The organism is Serratia sp. root2 (genome assembly GCF_031931805.1).
Taxonomy (GTDB): domain Bacteria; phylum Pseudomonadota; class Gammaproteobacteria; order Enterobacterales; family Enterobacteriaceae; genus Serratia; species Serratia inhibens.
In genome coordinates this window covers 2,116,941-2,131,515 of record NZ_JAUJXB010000001.1, presented here as the reverse complement: position 1 = coordinate 2,131,515, position 14,575 = coordinate 2,116,941, and the positions used below count along the sequence as shown (strand labels likewise).

At 54.8% G+C, this 14,575-nt stretch carries 15 protein-coding genes; 9 read left to right on the top strand and 6 right to left on the bottom strand.

Going from position 1 to position 14,575, the window contains the following annotated elements; translation table 11 throughout:
• Positions 1-912: 912 nt before the first annotated feature.
• Positions 913-1,677, bottom strand: a complete 765-nt coding sequence (gene deoR, locus QZQ97_RS09785) for a DNA-binding transcriptional repressor DeoR (protein ID WP_311993264.1) — start codon at positions 1,675-1,677, stop codon at positions 913-915.
• Positions 1,678-1,822: 145 nt separating this feature from the next.
• The gene (gene deoC / locus QZQ97_RS09780) at positions 1,823-2,503 is read right to left on the bottom strand and encodes a deoxyribose-phosphate aldolase (RefSeq protein ID WP_020826066.1); all 681 of its coding nucleotides are present in this window, start codon (positions 2,501-2,503) and stop codon (positions 1,823-1,825) included.
• A gap of 224 nt (positions 2,504-2,727) precedes the next feature.
• Between deoC and QZQ97_RS09775 the strand changes: the two genes are divergently transcribed.
• Complete coding sequence (locus tag QZQ97_RS09775) at positions 2,728-3,561, top strand: hypothetical protein (protein ID WP_311993262.1); 834 nt, start codon at positions 2,728-2,730, stop codon at positions 3,559-3,561.
• A gap of 36 nt (positions 3,562-3,597) precedes the next feature.
• Here QZQ97_RS09775 and ybjG read toward each other — a convergent pair whose 3' ends face one another.
• Together ybjG and QZQ97_RS09765 are read right to left on the bottom strand one after the other, a co-directional pair.
• On the bottom strand, positions 3,598-4,203 hold the full coding sequence (gene ybjG / locus QZQ97_RS09770) for an undecaprenyl-diphosphate phosphatase (protein WP_311993261.1): 606 nt from the start codon (positions 4,201-4,203) through the stop codon (positions 3,598-3,600).
• Positions 4,204-4,208: 5 nt separating this feature from the next.
• Positions 4,209-4,943, bottom strand: coding sequence for a phosphatase PAP2 family protein (locus QZQ97_RS09765; protein WP_311993260.1), 735 nt, complete (start codon positions 4,941-4,943; stop codon positions 4,209-4,211).
• Between the two features lie 152 nt (positions 4,944-5,095).
• Here QZQ97_RS09765 and QZQ97_RS09760 point away from each other — a divergent pair, with 152 nt between their 5' ends.
• The 3 genes from QZQ97_RS09760 (at position 5,096) to QZQ97_RS09750 (ending at position 7,765) form a co-directional block, all read left to right on the top strand.
• Entirely contained in the window at positions 5,096-5,944 is an 849-nt protein-coding gene (locus QZQ97_RS09760; RefSeq protein WP_311993259.1) for a 5'-methylthioadenosine/S-adenosylhomocysteine nucleosidase, read from the top strand.
• A gap of 140 nt (positions 5,945-6,084) precedes the next feature.
• Positions 6,085-6,597: a serine protease inhibitor ecotin gene (eco, locus tag QZQ97_RS09755; RefSeq protein WP_311993258.1), complete on the top strand. Its 513-nt coding sequence runs from the start codon at positions 6,085-6,087 to the stop codon at positions 6,595-6,597.
• Positions 6,598-6,796: 199 nt separating this feature from the next.
• On the top strand, positions 6,797-7,765 hold the full coding sequence (locus QZQ97_RS09750; RefSeq protein WP_311993257.1) for a threonine ammonia-lyase: 969 nt from the start codon (positions 6,797-6,799) through the stop codon (positions 7,763-7,765).
• Positions 7,766-8,179: 414 nt separating this feature from the next.
• On the opposite strand, the gene QZQ97_RS09745 is transcribed toward QZQ97_RS09750, so the two are convergent.
• A complete protein-coding gene (locus QZQ97_RS09745; protein WP_311993256.1) occupies positions 8,180-9,868 on the bottom strand; it encodes an aspartate:alanine antiporter in 1,689 nt (562 codons plus the stop codon).
• A gap of 315 nt (positions 9,869-10,183) precedes the next feature.
• Between QZQ97_RS09745 and QZQ97_RS09740 the strand changes: the two genes are divergently transcribed.
• Positions 10,184-10,573 (top strand): inner membrane protein YbjM, encoded by a 390-nt coding sequence (locus tag QZQ97_RS09740; protein WP_311993255.1) that lies wholly within the window; start codon positions 10,184-10,186, stop codon positions 10,571-10,573.
• Positions 10,574-10,616: 43 nt separating this feature from the next.
• Here the strand turns inward: QZQ97_RS09740 and QZQ97_RS09735 are convergent, their stop codons facing one another.
• Positions 10,617-10,880: a GrxA family glutaredoxin gene (locus tag QZQ97_RS09735; RefSeq protein ID WP_004942515.1), complete on the bottom strand. Its 264-nt coding sequence runs from the start codon at positions 10,878-10,880 to the stop codon at positions 10,617-10,619.
• A 240-nt stretch (positions 10,881-11,120) separates the two neighbouring features.
• Between QZQ97_RS09735 and QZQ97_RS09730 the strand changes: the two genes are divergently transcribed.
• From QZQ97_RS09730 to potF, 4 genes are all read left to right on the top strand, one after another.
• Positions 11,121-11,435 carry a YbjC family protein gene (locus tag QZQ97_RS09730; protein WP_311993254.1) on the top strand — a complete coding sequence of 105 codons (315 nt, stop codon included), beginning with the start codon at positions 11,121-11,123 and terminating at the stop codon, positions 11,433-11,435.
• 59 nt (positions 11,436-11,494) lie between these two features.
• Entirely contained in the window at positions 11,495-12,397 is a 903-nt protein-coding gene (rimK, locus tag QZQ97_RS09725) for a 30S ribosomal protein S6--L-glutamate ligase (RefSeq protein ID WP_311993253.1), read from the top strand.
• A 164-nt stretch (positions 12,398-12,561) separates the two neighbouring features.
• Positions 12,562-13,041, top strand: a complete 480-nt coding sequence (locus QZQ97_RS09720) for a YbjN domain-containing protein (RefSeq protein WP_004942518.1) — start codon at positions 12,562-12,564, stop codon at positions 13,039-13,041.
• Between the two features lie 408 nt (positions 13,042-13,449).
• Entirely contained in the window at positions 13,450-14,559 is a 1,110-nt protein-coding gene (gene potF / locus QZQ97_RS09715) for a spermidine/putrescine ABC transporter substrate-binding protein PotF (RefSeq protein ID WP_006320897.1), read from the top strand.
• Positions 14,560-14,575 lie beyond the last annotated feature (16 nt).

Below are 14,575 nucleotides of genomic sequence, written 5' to 3'. Positions count from 1 at the left end.
AAACCGAATGGCGCAATATCAGATGCGGCATCGGTAAGAATCAGGTGTTGCTTGCGGGGATAAGTGGCGTCCCCCTGGTTGTTTATTATGCTAATTATCTTTTTGCGCAGGCGCCGGATAACTAACCAAATGACGTTCCGCCGAAACAGGGCTTTCCATCGTTACTGTTGCCGGAAGGTCCGTGCCTGCCGATTTTGTTGGCGGCAAGATAACGATTTACAGTAGAAACAACCGTGATCATGCTCCCAAATGCGTAACCTGTGCGTGTAACTGCTTTTTTATTGGTTTTTCACGCATGTGTTGCGCAATTGTGTAAGATTTCTAGCTGAGAACGCTCTCATAAGTATTTTAACGTTTATTCGGTATGGATAATATTTAACCAGATAAAACGCTGTTGTTGCCAGCAAGCCGAGCAATATATTTTAAGCGCAGGTTTGGATCTAGCTAAAAACCCGGATTAAGCAGTTTTAGTGACGCAGATCACATTCCATTTTTAAGTAAAATAATTATTAACTTAATGATTTTTATTTATTTTATTGAAAATATCCCGCTAGTAACTCAGGTAAACTAGTTAACCAGATAGCGAATAAAAATGCTTAACCATTCATCATATAAATAAGATGATTTGGGCATATTTAGAGCGTTATGGTTACGTGTTTGTTGATATTTATCGCATCCAGGTTGCGCTATTTATCATATAAAAACTTCGTTAAGCATGAATAACCGCCGATATTTAGCCGGGTTTCACCGAGGCGGGGGAATTTGCCTGAAGGGATGTTGCGATTTATTAACCTGATTTAGCGTGCGGTTAAAAAAATAAACGCATCAACTGCGCATTATTTGCCCTGGTAGCGATGAGTCTGAACAGGTAAATGAAGAGCACCGCCGGTGGGCCCGACGGTGAGAGGTGGCTCAAAAACGTATGGCGATGGCGTTTTCGTTGAAAAACTCGACAAACTGCGGGTCGGGCTGGCGATCGGTAATCACCCGATCGAACTGGGTCAGCGGGCCGATGCATGCAGGTTTGGTTTTACCGAACTTGCTGTGGTCGGCGACCAGGATCTTTTGCTGCGCCATCGCCATCGCCCGGTGCTTCATCTCCAGTTCGTCGAAGTTAAAACAGGTAGCGCCATGCTGCAGGTTCAGGCCGGCGGCGGAGATGAAGGCAATATTCGGGCAGATATGGTCCAGCTCGTTGTGCCGGCCGACGGCGGTAAAAATATAGTTGTTCGGTTTGAATTCGCCGCCGCACAGGATCACCTTGCAGTTCGGTTTGTCCTGCAACGCCAGGAAGGTATTCAGCGAGTGGCACACCGCCGTGAAGGGCAATTCATCGGCAATGGCGTCGATAATCGCCGGGGTGGTGGTGCCGCAATCGAAAAATACCGTGTCGTTTTCGCCGATCAACGCAGCGGCGAGCAGGCCGATACGGCGCTTCTCCGTTACTTGCTTGGCTTTTTGATCGGAAACGAAATAGTTGGTCACGCCGTTACTGCGTGGATCGGCCACCACATAGCCGCCGAGCAACACCACGGCGGCCGGTTCCGCGCTGAGATCGCGGCGAATGGTCATTTCTGAAACGCCTAACAGCACGGCGGCTTCTTTTAAGTGGATCTTGTCAGAGCGCTTTAACGCCTGCACTAACCGGTTAATACGTTCTTCGCGCCGCGTTTCCATCAGTCTGTCTTCCCACAGGGTTAAGAGCCAATCTCTAGGGCCGAACACACAAATGCGGGGCAATACGCGCTCAGCCATTGGCTGGACGTATTACCCCGCATCAGATTTTCACGGCGTGCACCCGGTACTGAGGTGCCTCAGGTTATCAGTAGCTGCCGGCGGCAGCCTGATCACCGGAAACGATTGCTACGCCAGAGCTGGTGCCGATACGAGTGGCGCCTGCTTTGATCATCTTCTCGGCGGTTGCGCGATCGCGCACGGCGCCGGATGCTTTCACACCCATTTCACTGCCCACGGTGGCTCGCATCAGTTTAACGTGCTCTTCACGAGCGCCGCCGGTGCTGAAGCCGGTTGAAGTTTTAACGAAGGCCACATCGAGTTCGCGACACATTTCACAAACCTGAACGATCTGCGCATCGCTGAGCAGGCAGGTTTCCAATATTACCTTCAACGGGATCGCCGCGCAAACCTCGCGCACTGCGGCGATGTCGGCTTTGACTTCATCCAGCAGGCCGCTTTTCAGCCAACCCACGTTGATCACCATGTCAATTTCCTGCGCGCCGGCAGCAATCGCCGCTTTGGCTTCGAAGGCTTTCGCTACGGTCAGGCCGGCACCCAGAGGGAAACCGATCACGGAACAAATTTTTACTTCGCTTTCTTGCAGCAGGTGCGCCGCCAGCGGTACGTAACCCGAGTTTACGCAGACGGCATAAAAATTGTGCTGCTGCGCTTCTTCACAGAGCTTGGCGATTTGCTCTTCGGTCGCGTCCATGGCCAGCAGGGTGTGATCGACATAGCGGGCGTAATCAATGTTTTCGGTAGTCATCTCGATTCCTTATTGAGGTTTAAACAAAGCAGGATGTGAATAATGTTAGAATAATAACATTTTGCGAGCGGTAAACCTAGCGAGATTTTAAAATGACGCGCAGATCATCGTTTTTTGGCTGTCAGGTGTATAACATAAGGAAGGGTGTTATGTTATTTAAGTAACATTTTAGGTGCAGGCCGCGCGTTTACGGGCGGAATGTCCAGGGGAAAAGGAGGAACATAATGATAAATCTGGCACCTGAGCAGTTTGGGATGCAACCGGATGAAGTTTTCCGCAATGCGGATTTTGTGGTCACAGCTTTTATCTGCGAAGAGGCAGGCCAGGTGCTGACGCTGGCAAATCGCCGTGGCACGCTGACGGTATTGCCTTACCGTGGCCTGACGATTTGGGATGCCGATTTTGATGGCTATTCGTTGAAGTCGGGGCGTCGCAGCGCCCGGTCGGGCAAGGGCAAGCTTGTCGGCGGTACTGCCTTTCATTCACCCTGGCCGGAGCAAGACAGTCCGTTATCAGAGATGCAAAGGATAGGGCTGCAGGTGGAAGGCGATACATTGACGCTTTACGGCAGCGGAGAACTTTCTCACCCACGTTGCCGGGTACGCCCGGCATTGCTTTTAACGGCGGACAGCGCACAATTTGCCATCGAGATGCAAATCACCAACCTTGCTGATGAGCCGCTGCCGTTGGACTACGTTTGCCACCTTAACTATGGCTGCATTCCGGATGCGGTCTTCCGTCAGAATCTGCCGGCTCCGGCGTTGGCACCACACGGGAGCGTAGCCGAACAAGAGATGCTGTGCTCGGACGATCTGTCACTGTATGTCGATCAGGCTGAGTTCTTTATGCTGGCATCAAAGGGCAGGCGGTACGTAACGCGGTTTTCTACCGCCCAATTCAATTACGGTCTGCGCCCCGTTACGCAACAAGGCAGCCAACGCGTGTTCAGGTTTGTTCAGCCGGCTACCTGCAGCCCACATACGCCCGGCGGAGTTGCGGTAACAATGTTGGGAGGAGGAAAAACGCGGGAGTTTCGCGTCACCACCGGGGTGGTGTAATGGCAGGGACGGTACCGCCCCTGCCGTTATGCGCGGTTATTCTTTTACCCAGCCCCTGCGGATTGCGAAGGCGAACAGGAAATGGTACAGGCGCGTCAGTTTGGCGGCGATAGCATCGCCAAACAGGTTCCACACCAGTTGTGCGAACAAGCAGCCGACCAGGCCGAGCAGGAAGCCGCCGACCATATCCAGCGGCCAGTGCACGCCAAGATACACGCGTGACCAGGCGATGCCGGCCGCGACGATCAGCAATAAAATGCCGGACCAAACCCGGTGCCAGAACAGGAAGGACAGGGCAAAGGTAAAGATGGCAGTGCCGTGATCGCTGGGGAATGAGCTGTCCGGCGCATGGGCCAGGAAGGTGAAGCCGATACCGGCGACGAACGGCCGTTCGTGCGGCAACAACATGCCGATGGTAGCGGCAGAAAGCATGGCGAATAGCAGAGCAATCGTCGTCTTGGCCACCACTTCACGTTGCGATACCAGTTGGCTCTGCGGCCCCCACAGCCATAACCCGACGATCAGCACAGGCACGATGGCGATCAGATCGCGCGCCAGAAAGGTCGCGACATCGATTAACCACTCGGGGGACGCCGGGGTCGCGTTGATCCAGGCGAAAAGAAGATGATTCAACTGCTCCATAATATTTACCTTGTCTTGCGGCGGAAATACCCGCTCACCATCCAATAAACAGCCAGTTGGCTGAGCCAAACCCACCAACCTGCCCACAGGTTATGGGTAAGAAAATGTGCGCCGCGCATAACCTGACCGAACCCCATCATCATGCCGAGCGCCATGCCGCCAAACCAGCACCAGTAAGCCAGGCGCGGGCGTTGCGGATAAAACAGGAAAAACAGCGCCATCACCGCAAAACCGCTGGAAGCATGGCCACCGGGAAAGCAACGGCCCGGCCCCGGTTCGGCCGGCACCGCGCCGAACAGTGGGTAGGACATCGCTTTGCCGCCGTATTCGATCAGATCCCATGGGCAGGAATGTGCGCTGGTGGCTTTGAGGATCCCGACCACCAACGGCCCGATACCGATCAGCAGCATGGCGACGATCATGCGCGGATTACGGCGGTAAATCCCATAAAACAGCGCCAGCACCGCACCGCTAATCACGCCGATTTTCAGCAAACGATGGTTGATCAAATCCAGCCAGCGATCGTTCTGCCAGGGGAAATGTCCGCTGGCGGCATCGAACCAGTAATTGCTGATTGCCCAGTCCAGCTGTTCGTTGCGTGACAGCCAAAGGAACAACAATCCACTGACTATCAACCCAAAAACCTGCCAAAGGTAAAAGGATGCCGGTAAGGAGTAAAGGGCGTTAGTCTGAATTTGTGGTGTCGTTGAGGATTGATTTAATGAAGGTTTTTGGTTCACGCGCAGGCTCGGTGGCAGTGAGGAATTAGGCCACTGTAATAATTCTGTCTTAAGAAAACCTTAACCCTTCGGCGGGCCCGCGAGAAAGCGATAGGCGGGCTTGCGCCTTTCGGCTAAGGTAAACCTTTGCTTTTTATCGGGATGCTGTGGTGATGACGAAAAAACTGAGCTTTATGCTGTTGGCCGCCTGTGGCGTGACATTTTCCGCGTTAGCGCTGGCGCAGCAGGGCCATGCAGCCGGGCCGATTGTGGTGCAAGGCGCAATGCCGGTGGAGGCGGAACGCTTCGCCCAACGTCTGGATAACCCGCGTGAGGAACAGATTGGCGGCTGGCGTTTCTGGCATGGCACCGTGGACGGCTATCCGGTAGTGGTCTCGGAAACCCAGAAAGGTATGTCCAATGCAGCGGCGGCCACGGCGATTGCCGCCACCCGTTTCCAACCGGTAGCGATTATCAACCAGGGAACCGCAGGCGGCCATGATCCGGCGCTCAAGGTCTACGATATTGTGCTGGGCAAGTATTCGGTCAGCCTGGGCGCCTTTAAAACACCGAAGAAGGCGGCAGGGGAAGGCAGCGACTCGCGGCAATGGCAACCCATGGACCTGCTGGCTTCGAAGGGCAGTGCGGGAGAGGATAAAAATGTCCACAGCATTCGCCAGTTCCCGGCAGACGCCAAACTGCTGGCGATAGCGGAAGGCGTTAAAGCAAGCTACACCCGGGGCAAAGTGGTTGAGGGCGTGATTGGCTCCGCCGACGTATGGAACAGCGAACTGGACCGTATTAGCCATTTCCGGGCAAGTTATCACACCTCGGTTGAAGAGATGGAAACGGCTTCTGCGGCGCAGATCGCCGCTTCTTTCGCTATTCCGTTTATCGGCATCCGGGTGCTCTCCAACAATATTACCAATCAGGGCAAATACGACCCGCAAACCGGGCTGGCATGCCAGGACTATGTTTATCAGGTGGTGAAGGCCTATATCGCCAAAACCGCAACCCACTAAGGTTTTGTCCCGATCAATGGCTAGCGATAGGTTTTTGTAACTACGTACTGGCTATTGTAAAGAAGATTAAACCTATAGCCAGGCTGGCGGCAGTGTATTAGTTTATGGCCGGAGCATCTTATAAATTGTAGGGATAAAACATGAACAAGGCATCCGTTGTATTTTCCGGCCTGCTGATGGCCGCATCCGCCAGCGCTATTGCTGCCACTCCGGCCGTTGACGCCGATATCAGCAAACAGCCGCTGGAAAAGGTCGCGCCGTATCCGAAAGCGGAAAAGGGCATGAGCCGCCAGGTCATTTACCTGCCGAAGCAGGAGCAGGAAGAAAACTTCAAGGTTGAGCTGCTGATCGGCAAAACGCTGGAAGTGGACTGTAACCGCCACATGATGGGCGGCACGCTGGAGAGCAAAACCCTTTCCGGCTGGGGCTACGACTACCTGGTGCTGGATAAACTGTCTGCACCGGCCTCCACCATGATGGCCTGCCCGGACGGCACCAGGCAGCAGAAGTTCATCGCCGCCAACCTGGGCGATGCCGCCATGCAGCGCTACAACAGCCGCCTGCCGATCGTGGTTTACGTGCCTAAAGACGTGGAAGTGAAATACCGCGTGTGGAAAGCCGAAGACACTCTGAGCAGCGCCGAACAAAAGTAATGCGGCACGGCTAAGTCATTACAGGAAAACGAACCCGTCTGGAGAGTGGATTGCGCAGTTGGCAATCGCCCGCAGGCGGGTTTTTTTATGGCAAAAACCAATATGTATGCCTGTTGCAACCCTGCCCGCAGAACTCTATTCTCAGTCGGGATAGTTTGCCAAACACGTGATTCAACAACCTCTATCTGACTGGGCAAAAATGACAACATTAATTGAGTTTAGCGCGGTTGCCGCGGCGGCAGAGCGGTTAGCAGGGAAGGTCATCCGTACGCCAACCATTGCCGGCTCGAGATTGGCCGAAAAGATTCAGAGACCGGTTTTCCTGAAACTTGAAAATACTCAGCTTGGCGGTTCCTTTAAAGCACGCGGAGTGCTTAACAAGTTCCTGAGCCTGAAAGGCGATTTCAAAGAGACCCGATTTGTCGCGGTGAGCGGCGGTAATTTTGGTATCGCCATTGCCGAGGCTGCGAAGATCTTTGGCGCCAACGTCACTATTATCATGCCTCCCAACGCGCCGGCGACCTCTGTCGACCGAGTCCGGGACTTGGGCAGTTCCGTCATCATAGAAACCGATGTTCACGCGGCATTTGAGCGCGCCAAAGTTATGGCTGACGAGGGATATGTCGTCATCGACGACTGCAACGATTCGCTGATAGCTGAAGGGCATGGAACCCTGGCGCTTGAGTTTATTGCCGATTGCCCGGAGCTGACCGACGTTTTCATTGCCGTGGGCGGTGGAGGCATGTTGGCCGGTGCGGCTACGGCGCTAAAGGCCATCAAGCCGGATATCCGAATCTGGGGCGTAGAGACCACAGGTGCCAGTTCGATGCATCAGGCGCTGCGCGCCGGAAAGCCGGTAAATATTGATGTCACCTCGATCATCTCTACCCTTGGGGTACCAATTATTGATGAAATGATGCTGGCCCATGCTCAAGCTTATGCCGAGGACATAGTTGTTGTCTCGGACAAAGAGGCGATTGACGGCATGCTCGCCTTTGGCGAACAGGCAAAATTATGGGTTGAACTCGCATCCGGCGCGCTGATACCCGCAGTCATTGCCACCGCACCCAGGTTGCCCGCTGATGCCGTCATCGGGATAGTGGTGTGCGGCGGGAATATCTCGCATCACGACATGGCCAAATGGGTCGCTTACTCGCAAGAGCAGTGATTTAGACCAGCGGGCAGGGTGACGGATGCCTGATAAAATCTGCAGCCTTCCCGTTGTCATCATCGGCATTCGGGGCCTTACGGCCCTCTTCATTGGCGGGCCGTGCGGCTTCGACCAACCTATTTCTGTTCGGCGACGTTCTGATAGTCAGCGAGTAGGGCAATGCGCATGGTGAGCTCCTCAGGGGAGACAGGGCCGGCCGAGGGGCACGTTTTGTAAGGGGCGGAAGGTTTTAGGCAACAAAAAACCCGATAGTCTTGAACCTAAAAAGGCGGGACTAACGGGCTCCACAAAATGGGGACATCAAAGAAAAGCAGTGGCACTAATTCAGACTACCCCCGGAAAGGAAAGTTCTCGCCGGCGATAAAAATTTCAAAATATATTTGCCACTGATTCATCTTTGCTGCTTATCGGTTAGCCGAGTATTCCCGGCCACAACACCACAATCAACGAACCTGCCAGGGTTAACAATACGTTAGCTATGGCGTAGGTTCCGGCGTAGCCCAGCGCGGGGATGTTGCTGCGTGCGGTATCGCTGATGATTTCCATTGCCGGTGCGCAGGTACGCGCTCCCATAATCGCGCCGAACAGCAGGGCGCGGTTCATGCGCAGCACATAGGCGCCAAACAGGAAGCAGATCACCACCGGCACCAGGCTGACGATCAACCCGGCGACCAGCATCTGGCCACCGACGGCACCGAGGCTGTGGCCGATACCCGCACCAGCGCTCAGGCCGACGCCGGCCATAAACACCATCAGGCCAAACTCTTTCACCATGTTCAACGCGCCCTGCGGAATGTAGCCGAAGGTCGGGTGGTTGGCGCGCAGGAAGCCCAGCATGATGCCGGACATCAGCAGGCCGGCGGCGTTGCCGATACCGAACGAGAAATTGCTGAACTGGATGGTGATCTGGCCAATCATCAACCCGATGATGAAGAAAGAACAGAAGGCCAACAGATCGGTCACCTGGCTGTGGATAGAGATAAAGCCGATCTTCTCCGCCACGCTTTTCACCCGCCGCGCGTCGCCGCTGACCTGCAGCACGTCGCCTTTGTTGAGCACTATGCTGTCGTCAATGGGCATTTCAATCTGGCTGCGGATCACCCGGTTGAGGAAGCAGCCGTGATCGGTCAGCTTTAACTGGCTCAGGCGCTTGTTCACCGCATTGCTGTTCTTGACCACGATCTCTTCGGTGACAATGCGCATGTCCAGCAGATCCCGGTCGAACACTTCTTTACCGTTGCGGAAGCTGGGGTCCAGCCGCGCATGGGCATCCGGGTAGCCGACCAGGGAAATCTCGTCGCCCACTTGCAGCACCGCGTCGCCGTCCGGGTTCGCCAGAATGCCGTTGCGGCGGATGCGTTCTATATAGCAACCGGTCTGGCGATAGATGCCCAGCTCACGCAGGTTTTTGCCATCGGCCCAGGCCACCAGCTCCTGGCCAACGCGGTAGGCGCGAATGACCGGCAGGTAAACCTTGCGCTGGCTGTCGGTGTCCAGACCGCGCTCGCGGGCAATCTGCTGGGCGGAGGTGGAGAGATCCTGATGTTGCAGCTTGGGCAGGTAGCGTGCGCCGAAGATCAGGCTCACCAGGCCAATCAGGTAGGTCAGGGCATAGCCGAGGCTCAGATGGTCCTGTGCCGCCAGCAGCGCCGGGCCGTTGACGATAGTGTTACGCAGCGTGTCGCCTGCGCCCACCAGCACCGGGGTCGAGGTCATCGACCCGGCCAGCATGCCGGCGGTTAGCCCGATGTCCCAATGGAACAACTTGCCGAGGCCGATGGCAAGCACCATCGCCGAGCCGACCATCACCAGCGCCAGCATCAGGTAATTTTTGCCGTCGCGGAAAAAAATCGAGAAAAAGTTTGGTCCGGCTTCCACGCCGACGCAGAAAATAAACAGCATAAAGCCGAGATTCAGCGCTTCGGTGTTAATGGCGAAATGTTGTTGGCCCAACAGCAGCGAAACCACCAAAACGCCAATGGAATTACCGAGTTGAACGGAGCCCAGACGAACTTTACCGAGGCACAGCCCCAGTGCGAGTACCACAAACAGTAACAGGATGTAGTTACCGTTTAACAAACTAGCGACGTTTATGTTCACGGAGGATAACTTATTGTTTACCAGTAAGTGCTTGATGTAGATGACTATAAGATATAAATTCAGTCGGAAAATGACGTCATAAATAACTAACCAGCGGAAGGCGATTCGAACCATCGATCGGCGGCGTATATTCTAGTCGCTATAGCGCGTGACAGCCAGCATTAAGCTGAGTTCCTGCGCTGCCGAACGCATTTAACTCTCTTTAGACCAAGGAAAAAGTTCAGCTCAGCGTTGCCGTTTATGGCAAGGCGTCACCGGTTTTGTGACATGGCTGATTTCTATGGGGTAGTGACGACGCTAAAGGGGAGTCTCCGCATGGCGAATTATCGGTATTGGGTAGGCATTTTAAGCTGTTCTCTGTTGTTCAGTCTGGTGTTTCTCGGCCAGCAGAGCGGGGCATTCGGCAGCACGGATCACGAGCATCACGGTGAAACCGGTCTGTTGCTGTTTGTTATACCCGGCATGATCGCCAGCTATTTGTCGAGCAAAAAGCGGATCCTCTGTCCGTTGTTGGGCGCGCTGTATGCATTGCCGCTGTGCCTGACGATCCGCCATTTTTGGCTGACGCCGTATTATTCGTTCTGGCAGGAGCTGGCTTATGCCACCAGCGCGGTGTTTTGGTGCGTATTCGGCGCTATGCTGGCGCTGTTTGCGCGCAGCCTGCTGCAGGCGTTTCAGCCAGACCACCGCCGCGAACGGCAATAAAAAAAGGCGCTCTAAGCGCCTTTTCGTCTTTAAACCTGAGGGTTTACTGGAACAGATTCAGGTTTTCTTTGGCGTAGGCTTCGAAATCGGTGAAGCCGCCAACGTGTTTTTCATCAAGGAAGATCTGCGGTACGGTTTCTACCGGCTTGCCGACGGTTTTTTCCAGGTCGGCCTTGGTGATGCCTTCTGCGTGGATATCAATATAACGGAAGTTGAAATCGTCACGGTCTTCAGTCAGTTTTTCCGCCAACTCTTTCGCACGGACACAATAAGGACAGCCTGGGCGCCCGAAGATTACTGCAAACATGCATCACTCCTTGGTTGATATTCAATTAGTTAATCGCTACTGCAACGACATTCTGTCAGCCGAAAAAGCCTTGGTCTGCGCATTACCTGCGTTGATGTCGGTTACTATGCCCGTTGGCTCGGTGAAAAAAAAGCAGGAATTACCTGTTAATCTGATTCACGTAACCGATTAAGCCACCGGGGCTGTCGCCGCCGGGGGGAATTCACTACACTGGAGGCAGTGCCTCTGGAGAAGAAAAATATGCGTTCATTCGGTGACTTACCGCGCCCGGTGCTGGTATTGGAAGGCCTGGGTATGGTGTTGTTGGTGCTGGCTTATCTGAGTATTCACGATCATGTCCGGTTGCCGGGTTGGCTGGCTTCACAGCAGGCGGCGGTGGCGATGATCTTTCTCGGGGTGGCGCTGATGGTGCCGGCTGCGGCGTTTTTGGTCTGGCGCGTAGCGCAGGGGTTTGGTCCGTTGATGCGTGGAGGCCTGCCGCCGGAAAACGATCGGCGCAAGCCCGATCCGAAAAACGCGCCGGATGATAAAAAAGACCGTGAGCCGCGCGCCTGAGCGCCGGCCGCCGATAACATGCCTTCCTGCCTGGCAGGTAATTGCTTTTGGGGTGACGAGTGAAAATTGCCATTCTTTCGCGCGATGGAACGCTGTACTCATGCAAACGTCTGCTGGAAGCGGCGGAGCAGCGCGGGCACAGCATTGATATTATCGATCCGCTCTCCTGTTATATGAACATCAACCCCGCCGCGCCGACTATCCATTATCGCGGCCGTCAGTTGGACCGTTATGATGCGGTGATCCCGCGTATCGGCTCCGCCATCACTTTTTATGGTACTGCAGTGCTGCGGCAGTTTGAGCTGCTGGGCAGCTATCCGCTGAATGAGTCGGTGGCGATCACCCGGGCGCGCGACAAGCTGCGCTCGCTGCAATTACTGGCGCGCCAGGGGATAGATCTGCCGATCACCGGTTTCGCTCATTCGCCGGACGATACCGGCGATCTGATCGAGCTGGTCGGCGGTGCGCCGCTGGTGGTCAAACTGGTCGAAGGCACTCAGGGTATCGGCGTGGTGTTGGCGGAAACGCGCCAGGCGGCGGAGAGCGTGATTGACGCCTTCCGCGGTCTCAATGCCCATATTCTGGTGCAAGAGTTCATTCGCGAGGCGCAGGGCAGGGATGTGCGCTGTCTGGTGGTGGGCGGCAAGGTGGTGGCCGCCATTGAGCGGCAGGCCAAGGCCGGGGAATTCCGCTCCAACCTGCACCGCGGCGGCACAGCCCATAAAGTAAGCATTACCGCCAAAGAGCGGGCGATTGCGGTGAAGGCCGCGGCTACGCTGGGATTGGATGTCGCCGGGGTGGATATCCTGCGTGCCGCCCGCGGCCCGTTGGTGATGGAAGTCAACGCTTCACCGGGGCTGGAAGGGGTGGAGAAAACCACCGGGCTGGATATCGCCGGCATGATGATCGAATACATTGAACAGCGCGCTCGGCCAGGGTTTCGCTTGAAATCGGGCGGCTGAATGCCTGTCGGCAAAGATTCGCTGCTTTGCGGCTGGTGCTGTGACCTTTTCTCGCCCATATTTATCCTAATAGCGAATTAAGCGGCTTTGATCGTGGCGTATTGGGGCAATATTCCGTAAGCTATGCGCCTTTTTCGCGTTTTGAATATTGTGAGGCTGGTAATATGGATTCACTCATTGTCCCTGATTTGGCGTTGTTGCGACGTTGGCTGGATCAATCGGGCATTTCATTCTTTGAGTGCGATTCCTGTCAGGCGCTGCACCTGCCGCACATGCAAAACTTCGACGGCGTGTTTGACGCCAAGATCGATCTGGTAGACAACGTGATCTTGTTCTCCGCGTTGGCCGAGGTAAAGCCGACCGCGCTGATCCCGCTGGTGGCCGATCTCAGCCAGATCAACGCCAGCTCGCTGACCATCAAGGCGTTTGTCGATATCCAGGACGACAACCTGCCGAAACTGATCGTCTGCCAGTCGCTGAGTATCGCCGTGGGCGTGACGCTGGAGCAGTTCACCCACTTTATGCAGCAGGGCGAAGAACAGATCTCGATGGTGATCCTCGAGGCGCGGGCGAACGATCTGCTGTTTATGGGTGACGAAGAAGAGAACCCGGCTGCCGCTGACCGCCAGCCCATGTTGCACTGATCGCCGCTGTAAATGATGCATGCCGTACCTCCGGCGGCATGCTGCCCTTATTTCCTTCCGCAATAATATATTCTGCGTTTTACCCCCTGTTGCCAGATATTTCTCGCCGTTTATGCCATTAATGGCGTATCACATAGAGAGAAACTGCATAAAAAATCGATAAAAGGCGTTTTTGGCCCTGAAGGCTGGTGCGTTCCGGCAACAGCGGTTATGCTGCTGATTCTGCTAAGGGCTTGCGATTCCCCTTGTAACCACGCGGGCTGGACAGCTGAAAAAGGCGTATGCAATCAAATGCATAGCCATTCAATTCGCGGTTGCAACGATTGCGCTCGATCAGGAAAGGTTTTGTATCATTTCGGGATACAAGTTCAATTCTATGATTCACCCCTGTTTTGGAGGAAGTTACGGATGGTCACCCAACGTAAAAAGTGGTTATCGGGTGTTGTTGCCGGCCTGCTGATGGCCGCGTCCGTCACAGCGTCAGCCGATGAAAAAACGCTGCACGTCTATAACTGGTCCGACTATATTGCGCCGGACACCTTAGCTAAATTCCAGAAAGAAACCGGCATCAAAGTGGTGTACGACGTCTTTGACTCCAACGAAGTGCTGGAAGGCAAATTGATGGCAGGCAGCACCGGTTATGACCTGGTGGTACCTTCTTCCAACTTCCTTGAGCGCCAGTCGAAGGCCGGTATCTTCGAGCCGCTCGACAAGAGCAAAATGCCGAATTACAAAAACCTTGATCCCGAGATGCTGCAGCTGGTGGCGCATAACGACAAGGACAACAAGTACGGCATTCCTTACCTGATGGTGACCACCGGCATCGGCTACAACGTCGACAAGGTGAAAGCGGTGCTGGGCAAAGACGCGCCGGTCGACAGTTGGGATCTGATCCTCAAACCGGAAAACCTTGAAAAACTGAAGAGCTGCGGCGTTTCCTTCCTGGATGCACCTAGCGAAATCTACGCGACCGTGCTGCATTATCTGGGTAAAGATCCCAACAGCACCAACGCGGCCGATTACACCGGTGCGGCGAACGATCTGCTGCTCAAGCTGCGGCCAAACATCCGTTACTTCCACTCTTCCCAGTACATCAACGATCTGGCGAACGGTGACATCTGCGTGGCGATCGGCTGGTCCGGCGACGTGATGCAGGCAGCTAACCGCGCCAAAGAAGCGAAGAACGGGGTGAACGTGGCTTATACCATCCCGAAAGAAGGGGCGCTGACCTATTTTGACATGTTCGCCATGCCGGCGGATGCCAAAAACAAGGACGCTGCTTACCAGTTCCTGAACTTCCTGCTGAAGCCGGACGTGATGGCAGGCATCAGCAACTTCGTGTATTACGCCAACGCGGTGAAGGATTCCACGCCGCTGGTGAACGCCGATATACGCAATAACCCGAACGTGTACCCACCGGCCGATCTGCGCGCCAAGCTGTTCACGCTGAACGTGCAATCGCCGAAGCTGGACCGTGTCATTACCCGTGCCTGGACTAAAGTTAAAAGCGGGAAGTAATACGTAAGGGCTCAAT

Bases quoted from the DNA above. Each gene is read 5' to 3' on its own strand.
- QZQ97_RS09750 (WP_311993257.1), top strand. From the start codon at position 6,797: ATGACAACATTAATTGAGTTTAGCGCGGTTGCCGCGGCGGCAGAGCGG.
- eco (WP_311993258.1), top strand. From the start codon at position 6,085: ATGAACAAGGCATCCGTTGTATTTTCCGGCCTGCTGATGGCCGCATCC.
- ybjG (WP_311993261.1), bottom strand. From the start codon at position 4,203: ATGGAGCAGTTGAATCATCTTCTTTTCGCCTGGATCAACGCGACCCCG.
- deoR (WP_311993264.1), bottom strand. From the start codon at position 1,677: ATGGAAACGCGGCGCGAAGAACGTATTAACCGGTTAGTGCAGGCGTTA.
- QZQ97_RS09735 (WP_004942515.1), bottom strand. From the start codon at position 10,880: ATGTTTGCAGTAATCTTCGGGCGCCCAGGCTGTCCTTATTGTGTCCGT.
- potF (WP_006320897.1), top strand. From the start codon at position 13,450: ATGGTCACCCAACGTAAAAAGTGGTTATCGGGTGTTGTTGCCGGCCTG.
- QZQ97_RS09720 (WP_004942518.1), top strand. From the start codon at position 12,562: ATGGATTCACTCATTGTCCCTGATTTGGCGTTGTTGCGACGTTGGCTG.
- QZQ97_RS09760 (WP_311993259.1), top strand. From the start codon at position 5,096: ATGACGAAAAAACTGAGCTTTATGCTGTTGGCCGCCTGTGGCGTGACA.
- deoC (WP_020826066.1), bottom strand. From the start codon at position 2,503: ATGACTACCGAAAACATTGATTACGCCCGCTATGTCGATCACACCCTG.
- QZQ97_RS09775 (WP_311993262.1), top strand. From the start codon at position 2,728: ATGATAAATCTGGCACCTGAGCAGTTTGGGATGCAACCGGATGAAGTT.
- QZQ97_RS09740 (WP_311993255.1), top strand. From the start codon at position 10,184: ATGGCGAATTATCGGTATTGGGTAGGCATTTTAAGCTGTTCTCTGTTG.
- QZQ97_RS09730 (WP_311993254.1), top strand. From the start codon at position 11,121: ATGCGTTCATTCGGTGACTTACCGCGCCCGGTGCTGGTATTGGAAGGC.